This window comes from Bacillus sp. EB106-02-03-XG38, from assembly GCF_058792175.1.
On record NZ_JBYTED010000005.1, the window covers coordinates 107977 to 134796 of the forward strand.

A 26820-nucleotide genomic window follows, 5' to 3' on the forward strand; every position below is an offset into this window, starting at 1 on the left:
ACGCACATATATGAAGCCATCCTTTAAAAAAGGAAGTGATTTATCATACACATTCAAGCTGTGAAAATACCAAAGAATATTGAAAGTCATTTGTTTAAGCAACTTAGTAACTTGGTTTCAAATGAGAAGAAAGAACGAATGAAGCGTTTATTAAACTCATGCGACATTAATAGGACCCTGATAGGGGATTTACTAATCCGATCTCTAATCTGCCAAAAGTATAAAATTAATAATGAAGAAATTAGATTTATATATAATGAGTATGGAAAACCTTTTGTTGAAAATTTTTCTGACTTTCATTTTAATCTGTCACATTCAGGAGAATGGGTGGTTTGTACTACTGCTAATTTTAATGTGGGTATTGATATAGAAAAGGTTTCAGAGATAGAGGCTCTTAAATTAGCAAATGAATTTTTTTCAGAGGAAGAATTTTATGATATATCTAATATAAATTCTGATGAACAAATTAATTATTTTTATGATTTATGGACATTAAAAGAAAGTTATATAAAAACGATTGGAAAAGGGCTTTATATCCCGTTAAATTCATTCTCTATAAAAAAAGAGTCACCAACTTTAATTTCATATAAGTATATACCTCAAAACTTTTACTTTAGACAATATAACATTGAGCCAAATTATAAGATATCTGCTTGTGCAACAAGGGATGAATTTCCGCAAGAGATAATAATTAAAGACATTTATTCAATTTGCCAAAATATATACAAATTTGAAAGTAAGGAGAAAATCAATGCAGAAGACTAAACTTTTTTGCTTTCCACATGCTGGGGGATCTGCGTTTAGTTACGCAAAATGGAAAAATTACTTTAATCCATATATTGAGGTAGTCCCGATAGAGTTAGCTGGTAGGGGATATAGAATTGAAGAAAACTTGTACCAAAGTATGAAAGAGGCAGTAAATGATGTCTACAATAAAATAGTTATGCAGATAGATGATTCGCCCTACATTCTATTCGGGCATAGCATGGGAAGTTTGATTGCCTATGAAGTAGCCAGAAAAATAAAAGATTCTAAAAACGTATCGCCTGAATTTCTTGTTTTGTCCGGTAGAAATCATCCAAATAGTAAAATAAAAAATATCCGTCATAATCTTTCTAATGAGCAATTTAAAAGAGAAGTTATTGCAATGGGAGGTACACCATCCGGGGTACTTCAATCAGAAGAATTAATGGAGATTTTTCTCCCAATTCTAAGAGCAGATTTTAAAATTGTCGAGACATATATTCATGACAATAATATACAACCATGTGATATTGATTTTCTTATATTTAATGGGGAAAATGATGAATTTACTACATATGATCAAGTAATAAAATGGGAGCAATATACAAGTAAAACGTGTACTCTTCATTCTTTTGAAGGTAATCATTTCTTTCTAAATGAAAATATTGAAGAAATAGCAAAGAGTATTATAAGAAAGTTAGATTCTAAAAGATTATCAAATAGTTTTTAGAGGTTTTCTAAGTATATTCATGGCTAAGGAACAAAATATTAAATATGAAAAATAAAGAAACTGCTGAAATATCATTGAATAAGGGCATTGAAGCCTAAACGAACTTTTCAAAGGCAGGAAAAAAGACTCATTGAATCGTAAGAGTTACTTCCCCTATTTATCTAAAAAAGTGATGCAACTTATTTGCATCACTTTTTAAATTTTTACCAGAGAGTAATTTAGTTAATTAGTAGAAAAAGGAAGGTGCCAATTTGGCCCCTTCCTTTTTCTCATACATAACGCTTGTTGACAACTTATGAAATAATAGCATTCATCGCTATTAAAATATAACACTAAAAGTAATTAATTAGATATGTAATTGTGCATACATTGTACTATTTCATGAATGGGAATAAAACTATTTATCTCTTTCGGGCTAGGAAACAAATAGACTCAGGTATACTTAGGGTAAGAGCACCCAAAGATGCGCTCCGTTTCCTATTTCCTATCCTACATTAACATTCTAAGCAAATTCCCTCTCTGTCAAACAATTCATCCATTAAATAAAGATAAATTCGCCATACGTATCGCGTAGCATGAAACGTTCTTAATATCATTTGGAATATATTTAAATATACTTCTGATACTATAACAGATCTAAAATCTCTCTACTGGTATATAATTACATATCCATTTCGTAATTTAGTATTTGAAGGAGGCGGGGTAAAAGGGGTCGCTTTTATCGGTGCCATCCGCGCACTAAACGATGAAGAGATTTTGCCAGAAATACAACGATTTGGGGGACTTCTGCAAGAGCGATTACTGCATTACTTTTAGTCTTTCCATTCCATTCGCAGATGTCGTAAAAATCCACAAAGATATGAATTTTAAAGCATTAAAAGATCATGATTTTTTGTTTATTCAAGATAACATTCGTCTATTTTTTGATGATTTTGGCATTTATAAAGGGGATTTTTTCACTGAGTGGATAGGTGCGATAATTGAAAAATGGACAGGGAGTAAGGACACAACCTTTCAGCAGTTATATGACAAAACAGGAAAAGACGTGTTTTTCCAAGGAACAAACGTTTCTACACATCAGCTTCGCACGTTTTCTCGTGAGACTACGCCTGATGTCCCGTTAGTAGTTGCCGTGCGGATTGCGATGTCCATCCCATTCTTTTTCAAATATTTTGTTCCTAAACAACAACCTGAGTCTGTAAAAATAGTGTCTGTTGAAGTACTACCAACAGGTACGAATATCACATTTGAACGTGATTCTTCTGGAGATGATGAAGAAATAAAACGTTAGAAAAAAACAATTGATAGTGTAATTCTTATGGATGAAAGAGGGAAAACATATAAGTCAACGTTGAAGAGGTACTCAAGTGCTGGGAATAATGGGAAAACAATTAAAGTGAAAACGTTTGATGTTACTACTTTTGATAATGTGAATCATTTTAAAGTGTTATTAAAAGATGTTGATGGAAAAGCTATTGTAATCGGTTTAGCTCGTGAAGAGAAAAAATAAAGTATATGTTAGAAAACGCAAACTTCTAATCAAAAGAGGCTTGCGTTTTTTAAATAACTTTTTTCCACTTTTCCTCATTAACCAATAGAAAGAAGACCGTTTTTTCGTTTTGGGGTGTTATAAAATGCTTAAGTTGATGGGCATGCGATGATGGTGAGGTACCGCCACATTTTAACGAAAATATATGCTAAGCAAATTTTGAAACAAAAAAGCGGATTTTTACCCAGTTAAGAGTACATCGGCTCGTTAATATTTAGCAGTAATTTGTTATCCATTTATGCATAAAGATCTTACCGTTATCGCTGCCTTTGTTAGAATCCAGTTTTTATATAGAATGCTACCAAAAAATTGAAAAAATAAATTTAATTGCTTGAAAATTCATTTTAAATGATTTATATTTGTATTAAATGATAGATTTATCTATCAAAAATGACTTTATACAAAGAAAGGTGTGATTGAGATTGTAAAACGTCAAATTGCTGAAAAGCCTTTAGGTGCAGCAGCATTGAAAAGATTGGGCAGAAATGAGTGAGCTTATACAATAAAGAACGCTATAAATTTAAGTAGTGCTTGAAACCCTTGAATTGGATTATTTGGTAAAAACATCGAAACTCATTGAAATATTTTCTCGTCTAGTAACTAAATTAATTTTAAGAGATAACTAATGAATTGAAAAAATCCATTAGTTGTTATCGTGTCTTGATGAAAAACGTAAAAATAGACAAGAGAAAATCCTGAAAAACCTATTCACAAAGTATGGTATGAAGGCAAGCTAGTAAGGGGAATTCAAAATTATTGGATAAAAGCGAGGTAAATAATATGACTTTTGAAGAAAAATTACAAGCATATGCAGAACTTACGGTGAAAATTGGTGTCAATATTCAACCAGGGCAATATTTATTAGTCAATACATCAGTGGATGCATTGGATTTCGTCCGTTTGGTTGTAAAAGAGGCCTATAAGGCTGGGGCAGGTCGTGTTCATGTTAATTTTTCGGATGAGAAAATAGATCGTGCTTACTTTGATCATGCCTCAGATGAAGAATTTAATCGTTTCCCAGAATGGATAGTCAAAATGAATGATGAGCTAATCGAACGTAAAGGCGCACTATTAATAATAGAAGCTACAGACCCTGATAAATTTGCAGGTATTTCAGCTGATCGTCTAGCTACCTATCAAAAGGTATCAGGAGCTGCTCTAGAAAACAATCGCAACGCCGTAATGAAGGATTTAATAGCTTGGTCGATGGTAGCAGTTCCTTCATCAAAGTGGGCATCCAAGGTGTTCCCGAATTTAGCAGCTGAGGAGCAAGTACCAGCATTATGGGAGGCTATTTTTAAAGTTGTTCGTATCGGTGAAGGCAATGCTGTTGAAAAATGGCGTGAACATGTAGCAAATTTAGAATCTCGTGCGGTCCTACTGAACAATAAAAAATATGCGAAGCTTCACTATACAGCACCAGGTACTGATTTAACAATTGCATTAGCACCAGAGCATAAATGGATTACTGGAGGTGGTAAAACGCCAGATGATACTATCTTTATGGCTAATATGCCGACGGAAGAGGTTTATACGTTACCGATGAAACAAGGTGTAAATGGCTATGTAAGCAATACAAAACCATTAGTTTACCAAGGGAATATTATCGACGGCTTTAAACTGACATTTGAAGAAGGAAAAATTATTAAAACTGAAGCACAGAGAGGACATGATTTATTACAGGAGCTTATTAATGTAGATGAAGGCGCTTGCTATTTAGGTGAGATAGCACTTGTACCACATGAATCGCCAATTTCAGCATCGGGGATTTTATATTTTAATACATTGTTTGATGAAAATGCATCGAACCATTTAGCAATTGGTAAAGCTTATCCAACTTGCTTAGAGGATGGAAGGGATTTAGAAAATGATCAACTCGAAACGTTAGGTGCAAATATTTCAGTAATACATGAGGACTTTATGATTGGCAACAGTGAGATGGACATCGATGGTATTTTACCAGATGGAACTGTAGAGCCAATTTTCCGTAAAGGTAGCTGGGCATTTTAAGTTTTTAATTTTAAGAAAGGAGTATATGAAACGATTATTAAGCATAATTGGTGCAACTATATAGGTGCTTCATATGTTTTTGCTCAGATTGATAATTACCTCTTTAATTAGAAGTAAAATGCATTCAAAGGAGATAGGCCAATGAATTTCTGGGAAGTCGTTTTGATAGTTGTGAATTTTAGTCTATTAAGTTGGATACTGTTAGTAGGCAAAGAAACGAAAAAGTGGTCTAAATTAGCTACTTTGGTTGCTGTTGTAATGGTTACAGTTCAGCTATTGGTAGAAGGTTTTAGATGGCAGATGATTCCGGCATATGTATCCCCAGTTATCTTGATTTTATGCTATTTATTAGCTGGGCGGAAAAAGGGCTTTAGAAGCCGGAGTATATTCATAGTTAAAACTTTGTTGTTGTGCATCTATTTGTCTGTAGCAGTTGCACTACCTTTACTTATGCCAGTATTTTCATTTCAAGAACCAACTGGCCCACATAGGGTCGGTACGAAGCTATATCATTGGGTTGATCATCAAAGAAATGAACCATATTCGAAAAATCCAACTGATCGACGCGAACTGATGGTGCAAATTTGGTATCCTGCAGCTGAAAAAAGCAAGGGGGACCAAGAACCTTATATTCGTAACATAAATGAGCTCTCCAAGGGATTGGAAAAAACATTGTCCATTCCTGCATTTGCATTCAGCCACTTGGAATTGGTAAAATCTCATTCGTTTATGGATTTACAACTCTCTGACTCAGAAAATCATTATCCCATATTACTTTTCTCTCATGGTTTTAATGGTTTTCGTAATCAAAACACGTTTGAAGTTGAGGAGTTGGCTAGTCAAGGCTATATTGTTCTAAGTATCGATCATACCTTTGATACTGCAGCTACCGTCTTTCCAGATGGTCGAGTTGCTTATGTACAGCCCTTCAATTTAACTGATGACGCAGGGGATAGCCACATAAATTTATGGGAGGAAGATGTCACCTTTGTGCTTAATCAGATAGAGAAACTTAACCAAAACGATGAGACCGGCTTCTTTACAGGAAGGCTTGATACCTCACGAATTGGAATGTTTGGGCACTCTTACGGTGGAGCTACCGCAGCACAAATACTTGCAAAAGATTCTCGAGTTAAAGCAGCTATCAATATGGATGGCGCTTTGTATGGGGAAATTTTACCTGAAAGTGGGATTGGAAAACCATTTCTGCTCATGAGTGCAGTAGAGCCTGATGAAGCAGATCCCGATAAAGTGACGGAACGATATGAGCGTGGGTTAGCTGGCGGTGGTATGTCAATGGTCATTCCTCATACAGATCATACAAGCTTCACCGATTTACATTTGTTCTCCCCACTGTTACAGAGCCCAGGTGAAAATCCAAAGGAAGTTCATCGCATTATAAACGAATTCAGCCTGGCATTTTTTGACCAGTATGTAAAACAGAAGGATGACGGATCAACCCTTAAAAGGCTGATGACCAAATACCCGGAAGTGAATTTTAAAGTAAACCGATAACTTTATGCAGAAAGTACCTTCACTATAAAAACTAGAAAAATTACTGTAATTGTTAATCCTTCATGAAAAAATGCTGAAAAAATTAGCAAGAAGGATAACCATATTAGTGAAAAAATAAAAATATCACAAGGGAACATCGTAAAAAATAGTTTGAAAAACCCAGCTAATGTAATCATTTTCTCTACTAAGAAAGTAACTCGTACCATTTCCTTTAGCTTTTGTATGTATTACATTAAAAATTAATTTCTTCAACGTCATCTAAATAATGAAGTGCTAAAAATGAAACATTCAAGTACTATCAGTTTCAGTAATATAATTCTTTTGGAAAAGCTACATTCAGCAGCTGGACACTTTGTTTGGGATTGTTTATCATAATATCAAATGATATATTTATCTATCAAAAAATGACGAATTTATATAGAAAAAAGGAGAGATTGACGATGAAGAAAGACTTATCAACGTTAAAAGAAGCGAGATTTAACGCAATTCTTGATTCGGCTACTATATTGCTTGTTGAAAATCCTACTGCTTCGATGAATGAAATTGCGGAATATGCGGGAATTGGCATTGCTACACTCCATCGCTACGTCGAAAGCAGAGAGAAATTGATGCTGTTCTTGGGCCATCGGGCTATACAACTGGTAAGTGATACCGTAAACCAGATCCCACTGGATGAGGAAAGAAGCGAAAACTATATTCCAGAACTCATTGAAGCATTAATCCCTTTAGGTGACAAAATCTATTTTCTAGGTCATGATGCATCTGTATTTAACAACAAAGAATTAGGTGAAGCTGAAGAGAAGCTGAGGGAACCTATACGACGCGTTATAGAGTTGTTACAACAACGTGGTTACTTTCAGCAAACGGTTAGCAGCGAATGGATTTTGAATACGCTTTATGCCCTAGTTTTCCATACCTGGGAACAGGTACATGAAGGAAATGTGGCTAAAAAATCTGCTGCAGAGCTTGTTTTAAATACATTTTACTATGGTTTCAAAGCTAAGGATGGGTTAAGAAGGGAGTGAACTGATACAAATTCATGATAATTAACATCAATAATATAGAAAGCGAAAAGGAGGGCTGGGAAATGAATCAAATCTCTATTGTAAAGGCTGTTCATCAATCCATGGTGGGCGCCCAGCTAAATGTAATGGCATTGGAATACATGGCGTTTGCACTTGCAGGATCTGAGGAGAAGAACGCAGTCGAAGGGACTTTTTGTAAGTTATGGCGGCAGGGGAATAACCGTTTTAGTCATCAATACGCTTATGAAGCTCAAATGGATGGGAAAACTCTAGGGATGATTACTTGCTATCCCATCCCCGTTTTAAATCGTCTTGCTTGGCCCACTTTTAAACAGCTGCTTTCATTCGGAAAGTTGGATTTTGTTTTTTATAACATTCTGAATATCAAAATGCTTTATTCCATGATTACCTTGAAGGAGGGAGAAGATGACGAGTTTCACATCGGAACAATCGCCTTATTGCCTGAAAGTCGAGGACTGGGGATAGGTACCAGACTACTTGAGTTTGCCGAGGAACAGGCTTCACTGCAAGGCTTTGCCAAATGCTCTCTAACGGTAAAGAAAGAGAACCAACTTGCCATTAAATTGTATCAGAGGTTAGGCTACCAGATTACAAGTGAAATCAGTAAACCAAAGTTCTCGTTGTACAGAATGGTCAAAAACATAGAACGTTACAACCTGTTATAAAAAAGTTGTAACGTATTAGGGCAGTACTAATGGTACCGTCACATCAATCCAAGATTAAAAATTTTTAGCTAAAAAGACAACAATATTATGTAAGATATGTATACTCCATACAATCCAAAATGCTGAAATTTTAGTATGTCCATTTTCTTTTTTCTGTGTATAATTCCAATAAGAGTATGCAAATACCCATCCCATAATTCCAGCATATAACATATAAGTATAGCCAAAACTGTGGCTCAATCCAAATATACAAGCTGAAATAAAGATAATTGATTTATTGTGTTTTTCCATACTGGGAATTAATCTTAAAATCCAAAATACAAACATTTGATATAGAGCTGTTTCTAATAAGGGTGCAAGGACTATACCATCGACTATTTGAACTGATAAATCTTCATCTTCAATAGGATTTTTTTGTATACTTCCCGGCAGAAAGCTAGTTAGCATTGGTAACAAGAAAGATGCAAAAGTCATGACTAGTATAAACCATGGTGCTTTTAAATGATATAAATAATGTTGTATCTTCTGAATCATTGTTATATTCTCCTATTGTACATTTATAATATACTGTCTATTAATTTTTAGAATAATAGAATTCAAAATTGTATATAATTACTTCTATCTATACGTGCAGATTTTTTACATACCTCAACTGTACCAAAACCAAGAATCTATACTTTCTCTCTATTTGCTAGAACGTTTGTTAACGTATCTAATACAGTTTGTGTTCTTGCAGCTACATTCTTTTGTGTATGCTCTGCTTTTTCTGCTACTACTTTTGTTAATTCTGACTTACTCAGTTTTTGTAACTCTTTTTATGTAAATAGGTGAGTTTAAAACGTGTGTATACTCATGATGCAATTAATACGGTACATAGAAAAAGCCCTAGCAAGAGCTAGGGGACAATTTCTGTGCGGTAGTAAGAAAGTAAAATGTGTTCATCGTACAATTAACATTGTAACATCTTGATAAAATAATTCAAGGTGTCAATTCTAGATGTTTTGTTTGTTGAGGCGTTTCCACATCGACATCAAGCTAACATTTTGACGGTCCCAAATTTAAAATTTCATCTTTTTATAGATGCCCATAGGAATTGAGCCCGTTTTTCGTGTTGGGGTAATTCTGAATTCTTAAGTTGCCGGGCATGGGGACCGCCTTCATTTTGGAAAAAACACACTAAGAGTATGCAAAATTTTATACAGTTTTTTGACTAATCCAGTAACAAATGAGAAGTTTGAAACCGCGCTATAATAGAAATATATATAATGCATAGATCTATAGAACAAAAAGAGGATTCCTTGTGAGATTAGGGTTCCTCCTTTTCCATTGCTACTGAAAATAAGATGTTATGTCTACAAATCTTGTTTAGAATATAGATAAAAAAATGTAAAACTATTTCTAACTCAATTCACGATCTTGATTGGCATGTTTTTTGTTTCCGTATAACATCTTCTTCGGATTTATAACTATAATTAAAATCGCTACTATTAAATAAAAAATTGCATTGTACTTAATTAATTCTATTAATTGTCCATTTATTATTCCTATAAAAAAATTAAAGAAAAAGTGGATGATAATCGGTATAATTAGATTGCGATTTAAATTGTAAAATGTTGTCATGATTATTGTAGTAGATATAATTGCAATCATAAAATACAAAATATATTTGATTAAATTAATGCCTGTAAAACCTGTAGTAAGCCATATAGGCAAATGCCACATTCTCCACCAAAAACCGATAATTATTGAAGATTTTATGGAAGAACGAAAAAATTAGTTATTATAATCAAATTTGATTTTTTTAGAAATGGGGAGTTAAGTAAACCGGATGAATATTATAGTCCAGCTAATATTCCTGAGTATGTTATAAATGATATTGCTACTTGGGTGCAAGGAAAAACGAAATAAAACGGTTAACTATATTTTTAAAAGCTATTTTCGGTTCTTAAGATAGAATCATTTTTAATTCCTTGCTTGATGGGTATGGGGGACTATTTCAAAAACCCAATAGCAATACTTTGAGTTTTAGAGGATACTAATGTTGAGGAAAATAAAGAAGAAGTATGAAATTAATGTATTGACTTTATAACGTATAAAAAGACACTTTAAAAAGTGCCTTTTTATACGTTGACATACAATAAAAGAAAATGTAGTGATTAATCAAAATATGTTGGATGCTTCTTGATTTACTTTATTATAACATTGATATAGAAAATTTTAAATGCAATTTTACATATATATAGATTAAGTTATATTAATGAATATTACCCATCATTTTCTTTTTGTTTTCATAATTTATTATTTTAATTTGCAATAACGATAATCAGTTAGCAAATTAGAAACATATAAATAATCCTTATTAAATTATTTTTATAGAAAAAATAAATAACTATTCAAAAAACTGTGCATAAAAACCTGAATTATAACAAGTTTTTAGCACAGTTTTTTTATTTTATGCCTTTCATTAAAACTTGAATCTTTGGAGCCATAAAATATAAAATTACACTTAAAATGATTGAAAGGCCACCAATCGCACCGAAATAAATAATTTCTGTTTCAGGATTATATAATCGAACTATTTGAGCATTTATAGCTTGTGCAGCTGCACTAGTTAAGAACCATAGACTCATTGTTTGAGCAGAGAAGGCAGCTGGTGCTAATTTGGTTGTAATTGATAGACCTACAGGTGATAAACAAAGTTCCCCGATTACTACTAATAGGAAGCTAATCGCTAACCACATAGGACTTACAAGGGATTCTGTACCATGGATATATGCAGGGATAATCATAACTAAGAAAGATAAACCAGCAAATAATAAACCAATAGCAAATTTATTAGCCGTACTTGGTTGACGTGAATTAAGCTTTACCCATAACCAAGCAAATACTGGTGCTAACAAAACGATATAAATAGGGTTTAATGATTGAAACCATGAAGATTGCAGTTCAAGCCCAGCCAATTTTAATTGAGTACGCTGATCAGCATATGAAGCTAAAATGATAGCTCCTTGTTCTTGAATGGCCCAAAACATTGTTGCAGCAATAAATAATGGTATGTAAGCAATTAAACGAGACTTTTCAGTTTTTGTAGTTTTCGGGCTACGATACATAAAAATAAAGTAACCAGTTGGAATGAGAATACCTAAAATACTTACTAATAAAGTGAATCGATTAATAGTTAAAATACCTGTTGGTATCGTTAAAATACAAAATAGTACTATAGCTATTGTACCAATACTAAATTGTGTAATAACTTTTTTTCTTTCAATGTCTGTTAAAGGATTTGGTACTTGTGTTCCTGCTAAACCAAGGTTTTTCTTTTTTGTAAGAACAAAAATAATTAAGCCCAATAGCATACCAATTGCAGCAACACCAAAACCTAGGTGGAAGTTATACTTTTGACCAAGTGTCCCTATAATAAAAGGAGATAAAAGAGCTCCTAAATTAATACCCATATAGAAAATACTGAAACCTGAGTCACGTCGAGTATCTGTTTCACTATATAAATCACCAACAATGCTAGATACATTAGGCTTTAATAAACCTGTACCTAGTACTAAAAATACCATAGATATGAATAAAGTACTTATAGTTCCTGGTAGTGCTAAAATTAGGTGACCTATCATAATTAAAACTCCACCCCAAAAAATCGTTCTACTTGAACCTAATAGACGATCTGCAATCCAGCCACCAATAATGCCAGACATGTAAACGAGAGATCCATAGATGGCCATAATTGACGCTGCGGTCGCATGATCCATCCCTAAACCACCTTGTGAGATTGAATAATACATGTAGTAAAGTAATATTGCTCTCATCCCATAGTAAGAGAATCGCTCCCAAAACTCTGTAAAGAATAGGGTAAACAGCCCCTTAGGGTGTCCGAAAAAACCGCTTTGCGGAACAGTACGAATAATATCGCTTTTACTAAGCTTCTCCATACGAATGCACTCCTTATATTTAAATATAACAATACTATATTAGTATAAACCAATAATTAGAAAATTAAAATAAAAATTTACTTAGTTAATTATTAGAATTTTTATAAAAAACAAATTTTGTGTTGCTTTTAATTTGGGTTTTACTTATATTATTTAATATGGATATACTGATTGGAAATAATGATAGTGTATAAATATTAATACAAAATGTAGGAGGATTTATATATTGTTAATGAAAGAAGTTGCTATAGAAGATATTTATCAGGAAATATTAGATGGAAAAAGAAATAAATTTCCTCCAAATACATGGAAAGAAGATAAAGATAATAAAATGGCGCGGAGGATAATAACATATTTGCTTAACAGTATTTTAAAATGGAATAAGGAAGACATAAGAAAAAAATGGAACACAAAATTAATTGTAAAATATAGGCTACGGGGATTACTCAAACATAGGTATGAAAATAGCCCTTTTAAAGCAATAAATGATTTGTACCCAAATCAATTCAAAGAATGGGAATTTGGTATGACTCCTTTAAATTATTGGACTAAAGAAAAAGCATTAACAATTTTGAAATGGATTATTGAGGAAAAAGAGGGCCTTTCACAAGAAAAGCTCTTAGGAGTATACGGGAAAAAATGGTTGAAAAAAAATAAGCTTAGCGCACCTCTGGCTATGTATTGGAATAGTAGCCCGTATGCAATGATTAATGATCTTTATCCAAGACGTTTTAAAGAATGGGAATTTGGTATGACTCCTAATAACTTCTGGACTAAAGAAAAAGCATTAGAAGCATTGAAATGGACCATTGAAGAAAAAGAGAGATTAACTCCTAAACAATTGCTTGATATATACAATATAAAATGGTTAAAGACCCATGGATTAGCATCGGCATGTCAATTAATTTGGGGGAATAGTCCGTTTAGAATGATTAATGATTTATATAGAGACCGTTTTAAAGAATGGGAATTTAGAGTTACTCCTGTTGGATATTGGTCTAAACGTAAAGCATTAGAGGCGTTAAGGTGGACTATTGAAGAGAAAGAAAAATTGGATGAAAAACAGCTATTACAAGTATTTAATCAAAAATGGCTAATAGAACAAAAATTATGGACACCGCTAAAACGTTATTGGAAAGGAAGTCCATATGAAATGCTTAATGCTCTATATCCAAATCGTTTCTCAAAAAATATGTTAAAAGGATATATTTAAAAGCAATGATTAAATTCATAATTATTGGGAAAGTTTATGATATAACATTCGGTTATTAATTTTGGAGAAGACACCTTAAAGGTGTCTTTTTTTATACTAAAAAAAGAAAAATATTAATTTGTGTAAAAAACTTCAAAATATTAAAGGGATTTCTATTCATAATTAAATAAAATTATTCATTAATTGTTTTACCTCTTTTCCTATTAGAACCAAATTTTTGCTAATTGTGATACTCCTTTTATTATCTCTTCTTCGCATAAATTACCAAATCCAAGTTGAATATGCGGATATTCTGGTGAATATTCCGAGAAATATTTTGAACAAGGATATACTATAATGCCGTGATCATGTGCTCTTTCAATTAGCATTTTTTCACTCATTTTTGTTTTCACTTCAATAATAACGAAAATGCCGGAGCTACCACCTTTAATCTTGACATATTCCTTAAAGTGCTTTGATAATTCCCTAGTTAATAGATTCATTTTACGTTTATACAAAGATTTCATCTTTCTTAAGTGCGAGTACCAATATCCTTCATTCATAAAAGTTGCCAATGTACGCTGATGAATAGATGAGGATGTTTGTTCAAGCAAAGGGAGTATCTTTTTATATTCATGTATTAGCCGCCTAGGCAAAACCATATAACTGACACGGATAGAGGGAAGAAGTGCCTTTGAAAAAGTTCCTAAATAAACCACTCTATCATTGGAATCTAAGCTTTGAAGAGACGGTATAGGTTGATGGATATATCGAAATTCACTATCATAGTCATCCTCAATAATATAGCCTTCCACCTTTTTTGCCCATTCAAGTAACTTTAGTCTTTCATTGACAGGGATGGTCACTCCATAAGGAAAGTGGTGAGTAGGAGTGACATATAAAAGTCTAGAAGGCGATTTTAAAAGAAGATCGACTTGAATGCCACGTTTTTTTACAAGAATTGGATCAATACTAAATGATTGAAGAACAAAAAGTTCCCTTGCCACGTCATACCCAGGATCTTCTACTGCCATATAATGATAGTCTGTCTTTAGCATCAGTGACAAAAGTAATAACAAATGTTGTGTACTACTACCAATAATAATTTGTTCTGCAGAAGTATTCACTCCTCTTGATTGAAATAAGTAATCTGCTAATGCTTTCCTTAATTTAATGTCGCCTTGTTTTTCTCCGTATGAAAACATGCTAGAGTCTTTAATAATTTTGTTTGTAATCATTCTCCATTTTTTCAAAGGGAAGTTTTCTTGATCCACTGTCCCAATCTTAAAATCAATAGTTTTCATGGCAGTATGATTTGTTTCATGATGCAGTTCTCTGATAGGTTCAAAATTTAGTGTTTCATCTAATATAATAGCCTCTACAAAAAATCCTTTTTTGTTTTCACTTCGAATATATCCTTCCGATTGCAGTTGTTCATAGGCAACCTGGGTTGTGTTTCTGCTGACCTTTAATTGGGTAGCGAGTTGTCTAATGGATGGCAATTTTTTACCTTGTTCTAATTTACCAGATAAAATCTGAGTTCGTATATATTGATAAACTTGTTGATACATAGGATTTTTACTTTTTCGATTTATGTTAAATATTAGTTCCTTCATTATTTGAATACCTCATCTGTCATTTGTATTTATTGTAAACTGTCCCTTTTAGAAATGACAGTATAAATAAATAATGAATTTATAAAAAATTTAATCTAGGAGAAAGTTTATGACAATATTTATGTACATATTTTGTTTGATTGTATGGGGACTCAACTTTATTGCAGTAAAAATTCAAGGAACTCCTGTCAGCTTAGAACTATCCTTAACTTATCGTTTAGTTATGACAGCTTTTTTGTTTTTGATTCTTATTTGTTTCCTTCGACCAAGAGGGATGCCAACAAAAAAAGATATTTTATTTATAATGAATTTTGGTATATGTAACTTTGCATTAAGCTATTTATGCCTTTATTACGCTACAATTTTGAGTTCTGCAGCAATTGTAACGTTAATTTTTTCATTAAAGGTGATTTTGACCCCAATCGCTCTTCGAATTTTTTTAAAAGAAAAGTTACATTCACGCGTTTTGGTTGGAGGCATTTTAGGTGTATTAGGAGTATGCATTCTCATCTATCCGAATTTAAATAATTTTCAAGGTTTTAATGATATAAAAGGAATCATGGTTGCAATCTTAGGTACGCTTCTTACAGCAATAGGTGATGCGAGCTCGGCACGAAATGCAAGCCACAAGGTGAATCCTATCTATGCAAATGCAATTGGATTTACAGTAGGTAGTATAGTGATGGGGGGAATTGTATTATTTCAAGGGGAAAAAGTTACGTTTCCCACATCGTTTTCATATGTAGGTATGCTGCTATATTTAACTCTGTTTGCTTCTTTTGTAGCATGGTTTTTCTATCTGAAGCTTGTAGAAAAAATCGGAGGAGCTCGAAGTGGGTATATGGTTGCACTATTCCCTGTAATTGGAGGAATAGCTTCCGTTTTAATCGGTGAGTCAAATCCATCCGCGTATTTGTTTATTGGCTGTTTTTCTAGTTGTATTGGAGCTGCTATCGCATTAGGGTTTAGAACTCAAAAGCAAGAGTCGAAATTAACCCTAAAAAGAGTTAATTAAGAAAGGAATAAGTGTAATGGATCTGAAAATAGAGTCCATATATTTTTTGTTATTTATATATGTATTGTGAAGGCTCTTTTGCAAAAAAAAGACGTCATAAGGCACTTAAAAACTGTGTAGATAAGGATTTGTTTTTTCTGATTTAAAGAAAGTATGTATCAGCACCCTTGGGAGTATATCTTAATATTCGTTCAATTTAACATTGAAGTGGATACAAAATTGCAGAGATAACATTTAGAAAGTGTACAAGAAGTATGTTAGTTTATCGAAAAAAGCCCTACAGGGGACGTAGGGTAAGTCTAAGGGTATTGAAGAATTGTCGATTCTAAAAGTAAAGGACTTCTTGGAATAAAGTTTAGCACATAATCCGCTAAAACCTTATATAATAATGTTACAGAAATGTGAATTACTGATTCTAAAGCACCGGCATTTAAAGCTGGAAAAGAATTAAGAGAAGCAGTGAAATAATTATACATAGTAAAAAAGGGTTTGATATTCATATCAAACCCTTTTTTCATTATTGGTTTAGTATAATTGCTCATCGTGGCTTCTTAACAAGGGTTTAGAAACTAGATATTTTTCAAGTACTACAATCTAAAACTAATAGTTTTTTTTGTTTGTGGTATTCACTTTTCCTAGCTTAACGGACATGGGTGCACTATATCATAAGAAGAAAATTAGATGTTTAGTATGAAATAAAATTAGTATCAATACAATCTTGGTCCTTTAAGGAAACCAAATTAGAGAGCAACATATCAAAGAGTATCCTGTGATATAACTAAGTAGAATTCTAAACAAGGGGATGATGAGATGAATAAATTGAAGGGGAAAGTTGCATTAGTAACAGGGGCTAGTAGGGGAATAGGACGAAGTATTGCCTTACATTTGGCACAGGCTGGTGCGTTAGTTGTAGTGCACTATAGTAAAAGAAAAGAAGAAGCAGAAAGTGTAGTGGATAAAATTAAACAAGATGGCGGTGCCGCATTTGCAATCAGTGCAGATTTAAGTACTTTGAAAGGCATTAATAACTTGTATTTAATGATGGATCAATCTCTTCAAAAACATATAGGTAATACTTCATTTGATATTCTTGTAAACAATGCTGGAATTGGGCAGATTTTAACGTTAGAGGAATCTACAGAGGAGTCTTTTGATGAGGTTATGAATATTAATGTGAAGGCTCCATTTTTCATTATTCAAAAGGCTTTGCCACGTTTAAAAGATGGAGGACGGATTATCAATATTTCATCATTTGTTACACGAGTAGCCTCTCCAAGTGTTTTTGCCTACAGTATATCTAAGGGGGCAATTAATACACTTACTCATACTTTAGCACAACAACTTGGTGTTCGTGGTATTACAGTAAATGCAATTCTCCCGGGTATAATTAATACAGAAATGAACGCTGAGACATTGGGGAATAAAGATGGCCAAAAATATGCTGCAGGTTTATCGACTTTTAATAGATGGGGAGAACCAAATGATATAGCTGATATTGTAGGTTTTCTTTCTTCATCAGACAGCCGTTGGATAACTGGTGAGTTAATCGATGCAAGTGGTGGATCTTGCTTATAATGCTAGAGGAAAAGCCAAATTAAATTGAGTTGGATTTGCAATTCTATTTTTTATTTGTTAAATAATCGAACTACGCACCATTTATTAGATCTGACAAAAGTCACCTTGAAACGAGTCCAAGTATTGAAATTCAATCAAGTTAGAGAACCAATTATGCTGTAGTAGGATTAATGGTAAATGCAAATAGTAAAGATGCAATGAATATGCATAATTTCATATATAAATAGGTACTTTTTGTTAACTCTTTCACAGGGAACAAAATGTATGAAATTAGTATGATAGAATCAATTTGTATTTAATATAAAGGGGATGATTGAATGCTAAAAAGAATGATCGTAGGGGTTTCATCATTAGTAGTTGGAGCAATAATTGGTTTAGCGACAGATGTATCTGCAGCACCTGCACCACCATTAACATCATTAAATGTAGTAAAAGTTGAATCTCAATTAGGCGGAGTTGAATTTATTGGTGCAAACAATTTAAGTACGGTTAAAGATCATGGAGGAAGCTATTTATACATTTATACAAATGAAATGGGATATGGTAGAAATCCAATTGCTCAAATGAGTGGACAAAAACTAAAAAAAGTAGATTCTAAGATGATTGATATTAATGGTGATAGAACAGTTGATGGATGGGAATATAAATGGGATGCTTCGGGACAGCAAAATGGACAATTCAAATATCAAAACACATCTACAAATGCACCTTGGAATACATTATCTACTTCATTAAATATTAAATAAGCTAACATAAGAATTTAATGTTAATTTTTGGTTGGTTGCAATATTTAATGTTTAGGTAACTAAAGGAGTCTACGTTTTTTGTGGGCTCTTTTAATCTTTTGAAAAGACATGTGCAAATTGATAAGCTATTTTATCTAATTACCACGATGTATGTTTACATAGTGTTATTTCTGTAAACAAATTTTTAGTTAATAGTGTGAGTAATTAAGGAAATAAATCTATTGAAAAATCATGAAATATCAAAGGAGTCTTTCAGCATAATAATCTAAAACTATATATTTATGAATTTTCACAATATTTTTAGCCAACATTAAGTCACAAATCATACGATTTTCTTACAAAATACTATAATTTGATTAGTAATAGTAGTGAAAAAAACATTAAACATAACTAGGTGGTATAGCTAATGTTATTTTTTTACATAATTTGTTTAATAGTATGTACATCGTTATTATTCAATGTAACTAAAATAATTTAAAAGGAGATAGGAAGTTATGTTTAAAGAAAAAATAAATAGAAGACTAAAAAAAATTGTTATAATTACTGCGGCTTGCACCATGATGTCAATGTATGGAGCACCAATTTCTAGTACAGAGGCAGCAATCCGATCTCATGCTCCATCAGTTTATGTAACACCACAAAATACTGCTGCTTCAGATATTATTAGCATAGACTGGTCACCAGTCCAAACAGCACCTTATACGTATTGGGCTGTGCATAACTGGAATCAGGGGGGAGAGGGTGGTGGTTATGCTGGCTTCCAACAACAAAGTGGTTTTGATCAAACCGGTAAACGTACTCTTCATTTTGCGCTTTGGGATCCAATAGCATCAAACCAAGCAATAAAAGCCGAATATTTATCTCCGACTTCAGAAGCCAGTAGATTTGGTGGAGAAGGAACAGGTCTGAAGGTACAAACAACTTATAATTGGAAAGATAGTGAATGGTATCGAATGACTCTACGTTCTTGGCAAGAAGATGGCCATACAAAGTTTGGCCAGTGGATAAAAGATAATAAATTAAATCAATGGAAGTTAGTTGCTATTATGGATCATCCAGTTGCGAATGTTGCATTTAACTATGGTCTATCGATGTTTCAAGAGGACTGGGCTGGTAATGGACAAGATGTAAGAGAAGCACGCCTTAAAAATGGATACAGTAGAAAAGTTTCAGATCAACAATGGAATTCTTGGAATAATCAGCGTATCTCTGGGCAACATGATACGTCCTATCAATACGATGGAGGAGCAACTTCAGAATATCTCTGGGTTAAGGCAGGAGGAAATACTCAATCAACTATTGGTAATGGAAAAAGTTTTAATATAATTCAGCCTAGTCAACCTGAAATGGGAATTTTGGATTTTGATATTCAAAATATTCGCTTTGAAGATGAGAAATTAAATGTTTCTTGGAAATTGAAAGAACAAAGTGCTCCACAATTTAAAGGGAAAATTGAAATCTATAACAATGAAAAGTTAATGGGACAACCTTTGAAAGTAATTGATAATATTAAGTCCTACCAAACTGAGGTAAGTCAAACTATGCAATTGCCTCAAACGGCTTTTGCTAAAATTACATTAACAGACATATTTGATCGAACTGTAGAGAAAAAAGTAGGAATTACAAATGGAAATTCTGATATTTTAGTAGGGAACCAATTTGCATGGTCCCTAAAAGGATATAGTGATCGAGAAATTGCAAAAGTAGATTATAATAAAGCGGCAGAAGAGTTGAAAATCAAATTGGAAGCTGGTGTACCGCATTCTTACTTCAATAGCACATATGCAAGTATTAAGGTCCAAAACTCATCTGGTAACGTATTATACAATAAGGAAATCTTGGGGAATAGACAACAAAATACCGAAAGCCAAACTGTGTCTGTAAAAGTGGGGGATTACATTGAATTAACTCATATAGAAGGAGACGCAGTAAAGGAAAAGACACGCGCAACATTAACGAATCTTGAAAATAACAAAAATGAGACTATTGGAAAGACAGCAAGGTATCTGGTAACTAAAGAGGGATTAAAGAAAGTTGAAAAAATGCCAGAGACAACACTTCTAGATGGACAACAATTTGCATGGTCATTAAAAGGATATAGTGATCGAGAAATTGCAAAAGTAGATTATAATAAAACAGCAGAAGAGCTGAAAATCAAATTAGAAGCTGGTGTACCGCATTCTTACTTTAATAGTACATATGCAAGTATTAAGGTCCAAGGCTCATCCGGTAGCGTTATGTACAATAAGGAGATCATGGGAAATAGACAACAAAATGCTGAAACCCAAACTGTACCTATAAAAGTGGGAGATTATATAGAATTAACTCATATAGAAGGGGAAGCAGCAAAGGAAAAATCGCGAGCGACTTTAACTAACCTTGAGAATGGAAAACAGGAATATATAGGTAAGAAAAGAACATATCAGGTCACATCCACAGGATTAATAAGAAAATAGATGTATAAAAAAGTTGGGGGAATCCCCAACTTTTTCTATAGAAATGGAAGAATAACAGTTTCTGTAACATCAAATGACCAATACTTCTCAAAATACAGAAAAAGCATCACAATACTGTGATGGAAAAATAGAAAATAATAACTGGAATTGTCAAAAAAATCTGTGTAAGTTTTTGAAATGAACAAATAGAAAAGCAAATATTAAGGTAAGATTAGTTTTATCATTTTTATCTTCTTTTGACTTTCAGCTTGTGTAATAATTAAATCGAAAGGTTGTGAAAGAATGAAGATAGCTGTAATACAAGCAAGTACCCAAACTAGCAAAAATGAACTGATATTTGAAGAAACAAAAAGGGCTGTGGCGAAGCATGGATATGAAGTGCTGAATTTCGGTGTTACTGTTGAAGAATCTGAGTTAAGCTATATCCAAGTGTCCTTAGCTGTTGGTCTACTTCTAAACTCAGGTGCAGTTGATTTTGTCGTCACTGGATGTAGTAGCGGTGTTGGTATGTCGATTGCCTGTAATACACTTCCGAATGTCATTAGTGGTTATCTGCCAACTCCAACAGATGCGTTTCTGTTTGGTAGGATAAATAACGGAAACTGTGCATCACTGCCACTTGGATTGAATTTTGGTTGGGCGGGCGAACTAAATCTTCGCTTCACGCTTGAGAAACTTTTTGAAGAACCGTTCAATACTGGGTATCCTCAAGAATCCGCCGAACGAAAGAAACGTGATGCAGAACTTTTTAAAACAATCAAGAGTGTTTCACACCATGGCATCGTTCAGATTCTGAGTCAGTTAGATGTAGCAGTTATTAATCCTGTTCTTCAAAAACAAGATTTAGTGGAATTTCTCTTGCGGAATGGCACCAACACAGATATATCAAAGTATCTGATCGAACAAACGACGGATTTAAATCACAATAGATAAATACTGTATTTTTTAATAAGTTTGGCAATTTTAATGTTAACCATAAGTGGATTCAATACTATTGACCAATTGGGGAATATGACTGCCATTCCATTTGTTTTGGTGTTTTTTTACAGTCCTTCTCCAACGAAAAATCCCTTTGCCTTTAGGCATGGGATGAAAGTGAGGTCGGATACGGAGTGCTACTAAATAATCGCAAGGTTTGTGGCACTTTAGGTATTCAAAGTGTGGGTATCCATTACGACGATTTTCCTGTTCTTTTCGCTTTTCGAGTTTAAATTTTAACCAAGAAGGTGATTCATTTCGCCTTGAACCATTGCCTCAAACATAGGTCCAAAGACGTTTTTCAAAGCCTCTTGCATATCATCAACAGTTTCCGATTGGTAAGCTTTAAAAATTGATTGAATTAAATTTACGGATTTTGGATCTCTTTTCTATCTAACAATAAGTGTAACTATTCCCGCATAGTAATTTTAGAAAAAGAAAAACCGTGAAACGACCCTCTATCTAGGATAGTAGGTTATTTACACGGTTTATATTACACTCTCCAATAATCGATGATTATTTATTCGTAGCTTTTAAAGTATCTAACACGACTTTGGTTGTGTCTGCAATAAGTTTATCATCGTATTCTGCATCTTCTTTATCATGATTAGAAAGGATGGCAAGAACAATTGGCTTTTTATTTGGTGGCCAAATAATTGCAATATCATTCCTTGTCCCATAAGATCCTGCACCAGTTTTATCAGCTACTTCCCATCCTTTTGGTACGCCTGCGCGAATTAATTTATCCCCAGTTGTGTTTCTCTTCATCCAATCTACTAATAGTTCACGTTTCTCAGATGGTAGTACAGTTCCTAATGTAAAAGATTGAAGTGTCTTAGCGATTGCTTCTGGTGTACTCGTATCATGTGTTTCTCCTGGATTTACTTCATTTAATTCAGGTTCAAATCTCTCGGAATTAGTAACAGTATCACCAATTTCCCTCAATATTTTTTCAAATGCGGATGGACCACCTAACTTTTTAAGAATTAAATTATGTGCCGTACTGTCACTATATCGAACAGAAGCATCTGCAAGTTCTTTTAACGTCATTCCTGTATCCGAATGCTTTTCAGTAATTGGATTATAATTAGAAAGGTCTTCTCGCTTATACGTAATCCTTTCATCAAGAGCTTCTATTGAGTTCTGACGTAAAAGAGCTCCCGCTGCTAATGATTTAGATGTAGAGGCAAATGCAAAGCGATCATTTGCATGGTAAGCAACGGTTTGATTCGTACCTGTGTCTAGTGCATAAATACCAAGCTTAGCGTTATATTCTTTTTCAAGTTTAGCAAAAGAATCATTACCAGTATTTTCTTGTTTAATTTGATTTGTTTGTTTCGTTTGTTTAGGTGATTCAGATGGAATATTACTATTGGAACAGCCTATTAGTGTAACACAGGATAGTAATACGACAGGTGCAATCTTTTTGTAATGTGAAATGGTAAAGAACTTGTTTAAAACGAACATAAATTTTCAACCTCTTTCAAGAATATATGAATTTTGTTTTGGTGTTTTAAATACCGATGTTATTTAAATTGTGTATAGGATAACAATACTTTTGAAGTTGAATTTTAACAGGTTAAACAGAATTAAAACGTTTAGACGAATGAACAGACGCTGTTTGGATTGTTTCTTTTTAATTACACTTGTAATCGTTCACCTGTGAAAGTATTAAACTCGTAACATTTAAATGCAGTATTTCAATACACACTTTTTTACATCACTTTACTTTTGGTAATAATATGTCCTTTCATATTTTTAGGAATACATGTAATAGACACTCTAAGTAATAAATTTGTTCCATTTTAAGAATAGGAAGAACTTGGTGAACGATAAAGAAAATACGATGAATTGCAAATAAAATCTATACGGAAATCTAGTAGCATATAGTCCAGTGCATATGAAAAATTCCTCAATGCTATCTCTCAAAAAAATTATGTTTCTTGGCCTCATAGACTGTATTTTCAGAAACATTTCAAGCGTGTAAGAAAAATGAAAGATAATTCAATATGAGAAAAACAACCATATTACTACAATGAAAAACAGAAACATGTTTAAAAATCCTGAGGTACGATAACAAGTTATTTTAGTGTTTAATACATTCGAACAAGTATGGAAGCTTAAATAAGAAAAACTGAAACAAATTAGTAATGCTTAGTACATTACTCGTATTTTGAATAAGTCAAAATATAGACAGGCATTAGTTATCAAATCTCATTCTTAGTCGATAAAATTGGAGGAAATTTCTCATATGAAAATAGTAGAAGTAAAAGAACTTAGTAAAGAATACACAGGAAATGTTTCACACACGGCACTTTCAAATATTAATTTAACAATAACAGAAGGAGAATTTGTTGGGGTCATGGGTCCTTCGGGTAGTGGAAAAACAACGTTATTGAATATGATATCTACTATTGACTCGCCAACATTAGGTAATGTATTTATTAATAGTAAAAATCCATATCAGCTTTCGGTCAATGATTTGGCCTTATTTCGCAGACAGGAATTAGGGTTCGTCTTTCAATCCTTTAACCTGCTGCATACATTAACAGTAAAGGAGAATATGGTTCTTCCGCTTGTATTAGAAGGCATGAATGTGAAAAGAATAAATAAACGAGTAGAATCTATTTCTGAAAAATTAGGTATTAACGAAATTTTAAATAAACGAACATATGAAATATCAGGAGGACAAGCGCAGCGAACAGCGATAGCTCGTGCACTCATTCACTCTCCTAAATTAGTTCTTGCCGATGAACCGACAGGGAACTTAGACTCTAAATCCTCTCAAGATGTAATGGAGATATTAACACTATTAAATAAAGAAGAAAAGGCAACAATGATGTTAGTAACGCACGATCCAGTTGCTGCTAGTTACTGTGATCGCATTATATTTATTAAAGATGGACAGTTATACAATGAAGTTTGCTGCAACGGTGATCGCCCACTATTTTATAAAAATATTGTGGACAGTCTTTCTAGGTTAGGAGGTAATAAAAATGACATTTCGACAGCTCGCATTTAATAATGTTATACGGAATAAACGAATATATCTTGGGCATTTTTTTAGTAGCACATTTGCGGTAATGATTTTCTTCACTTATGGTTTACTTGTCTTTCATCCAAACCTACAAGGCGAACTGACTCATGTAAGCACCATATTGAGTACGTTTGGGAAGATAGGATTTCAACTATCATATTACTTAATCTTTGTCTTTTCATTCTTATTTATTTTCTATTCAGTTAGTGCCTTTTTAAAAAATAGAAAAAAAGAGTTTGGATTATTAATGTTACATGGAATGTCTCATCGGCAGCTTCATCAATTAATTTTTTTCGAAAACATGTTGATTGGAATTCCTTCTATACTGGTAGGAATTGGGCTTGGGATAGTTTTTTCTAAATTATTTTTACTAGTTACTGGGTCCTTATTGGGAGTAGGACATAGGTTAGCATTTTACTTTCCATTAAAGGCTATGGGAATAACAGCTATCTCCTTTTTTGTTCTATTTCTACTTATTTCATTATTTACATCGAAAATGATGAAAATAAATGAGCTTGTAGAACTCATAAAATCAGAGGAAAAACCAAAAGCTGAGCCGAAAGTTTCCGTCTGGATATCCATGTTGGTACTTATTTTATTTGGGGCAGGTTACTCCTGTGTGCACCACAGTATCGTTGCAGTGAATTACATGGATTTAAATCGATTGTTACTACTTGTAGGGGTAGGTGTCTTATTAATTGTTTTTGGAACCTTCTTTTTCTTTAATCAATTGTGTGTATATGTGTTATATACTTTAAAAAATAGAGAAACTACATTCTTTAAAAGAACCAATCTTCTTGTTATTTCAGAATTGATGTATCGAATGAAAGATAATGCGAGAACATTCTTTATCGTTACAATTATATCTGCTGTTTCTTTTACAGCAATTGGAGTTTGTACAGCTATTGGAAATCCAGAACTAGCAAAACATGAGACCCCATATGCATTTACGTATCGATCGGATAAGGGGAATATACAAGAAAAAGCCCATATTGAAGAGATAAAGAAGCAATTAAATGAATATGGATTTTCTTATGAACTTGTTGCAACAGAATTTAAAAGGACACTAAACGGATTGGCGTTAATTAATGTATCTACGTATAATGAATATGCAAAACAATTAGGGTATGAAATAGAGAAATTAACAAATGAAAATGATAGCATTGCTATACGACAAAATAAGAACGAGAAAAGCGCGGAGGATATAAAAACTTTTGAAATAATACATGGTGAAATAGAGGTCCCACTCTCTGTGCAAAAAACAATTTATATCCCAGAATTATCGTTAATCGAAAAGCCTATTATTGTCTCTGATGATGTTTATAATAAGGTCAAAAATGCTCAACAAGAAAACGTACTCCGAGATTACACCATATACGGTTTTATCGTTAAAAATTGGTCTGAAACGAATGAAGTTTCTACTAAACTTATGAAGATTATTGGTAAGAATCAAGAGGATTATTATATGTTTTCATCTTTGTATTTAAAGTGGCTTGAATTGAAACAACAAAACGGATTACTTTCTATCTCAAGTATAATGGTGGGGATTGTATTTTTCGTATTTACGCTAAGCTTTTTATATTTCCGTCTATTTACTGATTTAGAACGTGATCAAGAGCAATATCAAATGATTTCAAAATTAGGATTAAGTCAAAGTGAGTTAAAGCAAATCGTGACAAGACAAATGATGCTACTATTTTTCTTACCGATTATAGTGGCTATGGTTCATAGTAGTTTTGCATTTCTAACGTTTCATCAATTAGGACAAACAGTAAGTAAGGAAATGTCCGTTATTCAAAGTTCAATTGTTGTATTAATAAGCTTTATTTGTATACAAATTATTTACTTCTTTATTATTAGAAATCACTATTTAAAACGCATATATACAAAAATGTATTCATAGAAAAAGAATGCATTTAGAAGAGAATTTTTTTACAACAATAACTTTAAAGTAAATATTGTAATTGTCTATAGGAAAGTAATAAAAACACTCGAATTGAGTGTT

At 32.9% G+C, this 26820-nt stretch carries 19 protein-coding genes and 4 pseudogenes; 17 read left to right on the top strand and 6 right to left on the bottom strand.

The annotated features are described in order from the left end of the window. Window positions 1-60: 60 nt before the first annotated feature. The 8 genes and pseudogenes from AC3WTI_RS21255 (at window position 61) to AC3WTI_RS21290 (ending at window position 8259) form a co-directional block, all read left to right on the top strand. Window positions 61-765 carry a 4'-phosphopantetheinyl transferase family protein gene (locus AC3WTI_RS21255; RefSeq protein WP_097841334.1) on the top strand — a complete coding sequence of 235 codons (705 nt, stop codon included), beginning with the start codon at window positions 61-63 and terminating at the stop codon, window positions 763-765. Continuing rightward, window positions 752-1474 (top strand): thioesterase II family protein, encoded by a 723-nt coding sequence (locus AC3WTI_RS21260; RefSeq protein WP_097841335.1) that lies wholly within the window; start codon window positions 752-754, stop codon window positions 1472-1474. Before AC3WTI_RS21255 ends, AC3WTI_RS21260 begins: the two co-directional genes overlap by 14 nt. 660 nt (window positions 1475-2134) lie before the next feature. Then, a pseudogene (locus tag AC3WTI_RS21265) lies at window positions 2135-2642 on the top strand (patatin-like phospholipase family protein); the annotation flags it as partial. Window positions 2643-2792: 150 nt separating this feature from the next. Further along, complete coding sequence (locus tag AC3WTI_RS21270) at window positions 2793-2984, top strand: hypothetical protein (protein WP_253621744.1); 192 nt, start codon at window positions 2793-2795, stop codon at window positions 2982-2984. A gap of 819 nt (window positions 2985-3803) precedes the next feature. Then, the gene (locus tag AC3WTI_RS21275; RefSeq protein ID WP_492304399.1) at window positions 3804-5033 is read left to right on the top strand and encodes an aminopeptidase; all 1230 of its coding nucleotides are present in this window, start codon (window positions 3804-3806) and stop codon (window positions 5031-5033) included. A gap of 141 nt (window positions 5034-5174) precedes the next feature. Further along, entirely contained in the window at window positions 5175-6548 is a 1374-nt protein-coding gene (locus AC3WTI_RS21280) for an alpha/beta hydrolase family protein (RefSeq protein ID WP_492304400.1), read from the top strand. 440 nt (window positions 6549-6988) lie between these two features. Further along, the gene (locus AC3WTI_RS21285; protein ID WP_128975406.1) at window positions 6989-7573 is read left to right on the top strand and encodes a TetR/AcrR family transcriptional regulator; all 585 of its coding nucleotides are present in this window, start codon (window positions 6989-6991) and stop codon (window positions 7571-7573) included. 62 nt (window positions 7574-7635) lie between these two features. After that, a complete protein-coding gene (locus AC3WTI_RS21290; RefSeq protein ID WP_097841339.1) occupies window positions 7636-8259 on the top strand; it encodes a GNAT family N-acetyltransferase in 624 nt (207 codons plus the stop codon). Window positions 8260-8313: 54 nt separating this feature from the next. Here AC3WTI_RS21290 and AC3WTI_RS21295 read toward each other — a convergent pair whose 3' ends face one another. From AC3WTI_RS21295 to AC3WTI_RS21305, 3 genes and pseudogenes are all read right to left on the bottom strand, one after another. Continuing rightward, complete coding sequence (locus AC3WTI_RS21295) at window positions 8314-8793, bottom strand: CPBP family intramembrane glutamic endopeptidase (protein ID WP_097841340.1); 480 nt, start codon at window positions 8791-8793, stop codon at window positions 8314-8316. Window positions 8794-8933: 140 nt separating this feature from the next. Continuing rightward, window positions 8934-9059 (bottom strand): annotated as a pseudogene (locus tag AC3WTI_RS21300) (HU family DNA-binding protein); the annotation flags it as partial. 598 nt (window positions 9060-9657) lie between these two features. Next, window positions 9658-10023: pseudogene (locus AC3WTI_RS21305) on the bottom strand (CPBP family intramembrane glutamate endopeptidase); the annotation flags it as partial. 42 nt (window positions 10024-10065) lie between these two features. Between AC3WTI_RS21305 and AC3WTI_RS21310 the strand changes: the two are divergent. Next, window positions 10066-10167, top strand: a pseudogene (locus AC3WTI_RS21310) (alpha/beta hydrolase); the annotation flags it as partial. A 539-nt stretch (window positions 10168-10706) separates the two neighbouring features. Here the strand turns inward: AC3WTI_RS21310 and AC3WTI_RS21315 are convergent. Further along, complete coding sequence (locus tag AC3WTI_RS21315) at window positions 10707-12200, bottom strand: peptide MFS transporter (RefSeq protein ID WP_097841341.1); 1494 nt, start codon at window positions 12198-12200, stop codon at window positions 10707-10709. Window positions 12201-12426: 226 nt separating this feature from the next. Between AC3WTI_RS21315 and AC3WTI_RS21320 the strand changes: the two genes are divergently transcribed. Beyond that, on the top strand, window positions 12427-13413 hold the full coding sequence (locus AC3WTI_RS21320) for a DUF4046 domain-containing protein (protein ID WP_492304401.1): 987 nt from the start codon (window positions 12427-12429) through the stop codon (window positions 13411-13413). A gap of 203 nt (window positions 13414-13616) precedes the next feature. On the opposite strand, the gene pdxR is transcribed toward AC3WTI_RS21320, so the two are convergent. Continuing rightward, a complete protein-coding gene (gene pdxR, locus AC3WTI_RS21325) occupies window positions 13617-15008 on the bottom strand; it encodes a MocR-like pyridoxine biosynthesis transcription factor PdxR (RefSeq protein WP_097841343.1) in 1392 nt (463 codons plus the stop codon). Window positions 15009-15117: 109 nt separating this feature from the next. On the opposite strand from pdxR, the gene AC3WTI_RS21330 reads away from it, so the two are divergent. The 5 genes from AC3WTI_RS21330 (at window position 15118) to AC3WTI_RS21350 (ending at window position 21733) form a co-directional block, all read left to right on the top strand. Next, window positions 15118-16023: a DMT family transporter gene (locus AC3WTI_RS21330; RefSeq protein WP_097841344.1), complete on the top strand. Its 906-nt coding sequence runs from the start codon at window positions 15118-15120 to the stop codon at window positions 16021-16023. A gap of 810 nt (window positions 16024-16833) precedes the next feature. Further along, a complete protein-coding gene (locus AC3WTI_RS21335) occupies window positions 16834-17598 on the top strand; it encodes an SDR family oxidoreductase (RefSeq protein WP_097841345.1) in 765 nt (254 codons plus the stop codon). Window positions 17599-17915: 317 nt separating this feature from the next. Continuing rightward, the gene (locus AC3WTI_RS21340; RefSeq protein WP_097841346.1) at window positions 17916-18344 is read left to right on the top strand and encodes a DUF4879 domain-containing protein; all 429 of its coding nucleotides are present in this window, start codon (window positions 17916-17918) and stop codon (window positions 18342-18344) included. Between the two features lie 494 nt (window positions 18345-18838). Next, window positions 18839-20800 carry a DUF3472 domain-containing protein gene (locus AC3WTI_RS21345; RefSeq protein ID WP_492304402.1) on the top strand — a complete coding sequence of 654 codons (1962 nt, stop codon included), beginning with the start codon at window positions 18839-18841 and terminating at the stop codon, window positions 20798-20800. Window positions 20801-21082: 282 nt separating this feature from the next. After that, window positions 21083-21733 (top strand): RpiB/LacA/LacB family sugar-phosphate isomerase, encoded by a 651-nt coding sequence (locus AC3WTI_RS21350; RefSeq protein WP_098903325.1) that lies wholly within the window; start codon window positions 21083-21085, stop codon window positions 21731-21733. A gap of 561 nt (window positions 21734-22294) precedes the next feature. Here AC3WTI_RS21350 and blaIII read toward each other — a convergent pair. Beyond that, window positions 22295-23245: a class A beta-lactamase BlaIII gene (gene blaIII / locus AC3WTI_RS21355; protein WP_097841349.1), complete on the bottom strand. Its 951-nt coding sequence runs from the start codon at window positions 23243-23245 to the stop codon at window positions 22295-22297. Between the two features lie 784 nt (window positions 23246-24029). On the opposite strand from blaIII, the gene AC3WTI_RS21360 reads away from it, so the two are divergent. Together AC3WTI_RS21360 and AC3WTI_RS21365 are read left to right on the top strand one after the other, a co-directional pair. Beyond that, a complete protein-coding gene (locus AC3WTI_RS21360; protein ID WP_097841350.1) occupies window positions 24030-24800 on the top strand; it encodes an ABC transporter ATP-binding protein in 771 nt (256 codons plus the stop codon). Continuing rightward, window positions 24775-26718, top strand: a complete 1944-nt coding sequence (locus AC3WTI_RS21365; RefSeq protein WP_097841351.1) for an ABC transporter permease — start codon at window positions 24775-24777, stop codon at window positions 26716-26718. Before AC3WTI_RS21360 ends, AC3WTI_RS21365 begins: the two co-directional genes overlap by 26 nt. Window positions 26719-26820: the final 102 nt, after the last annotated feature.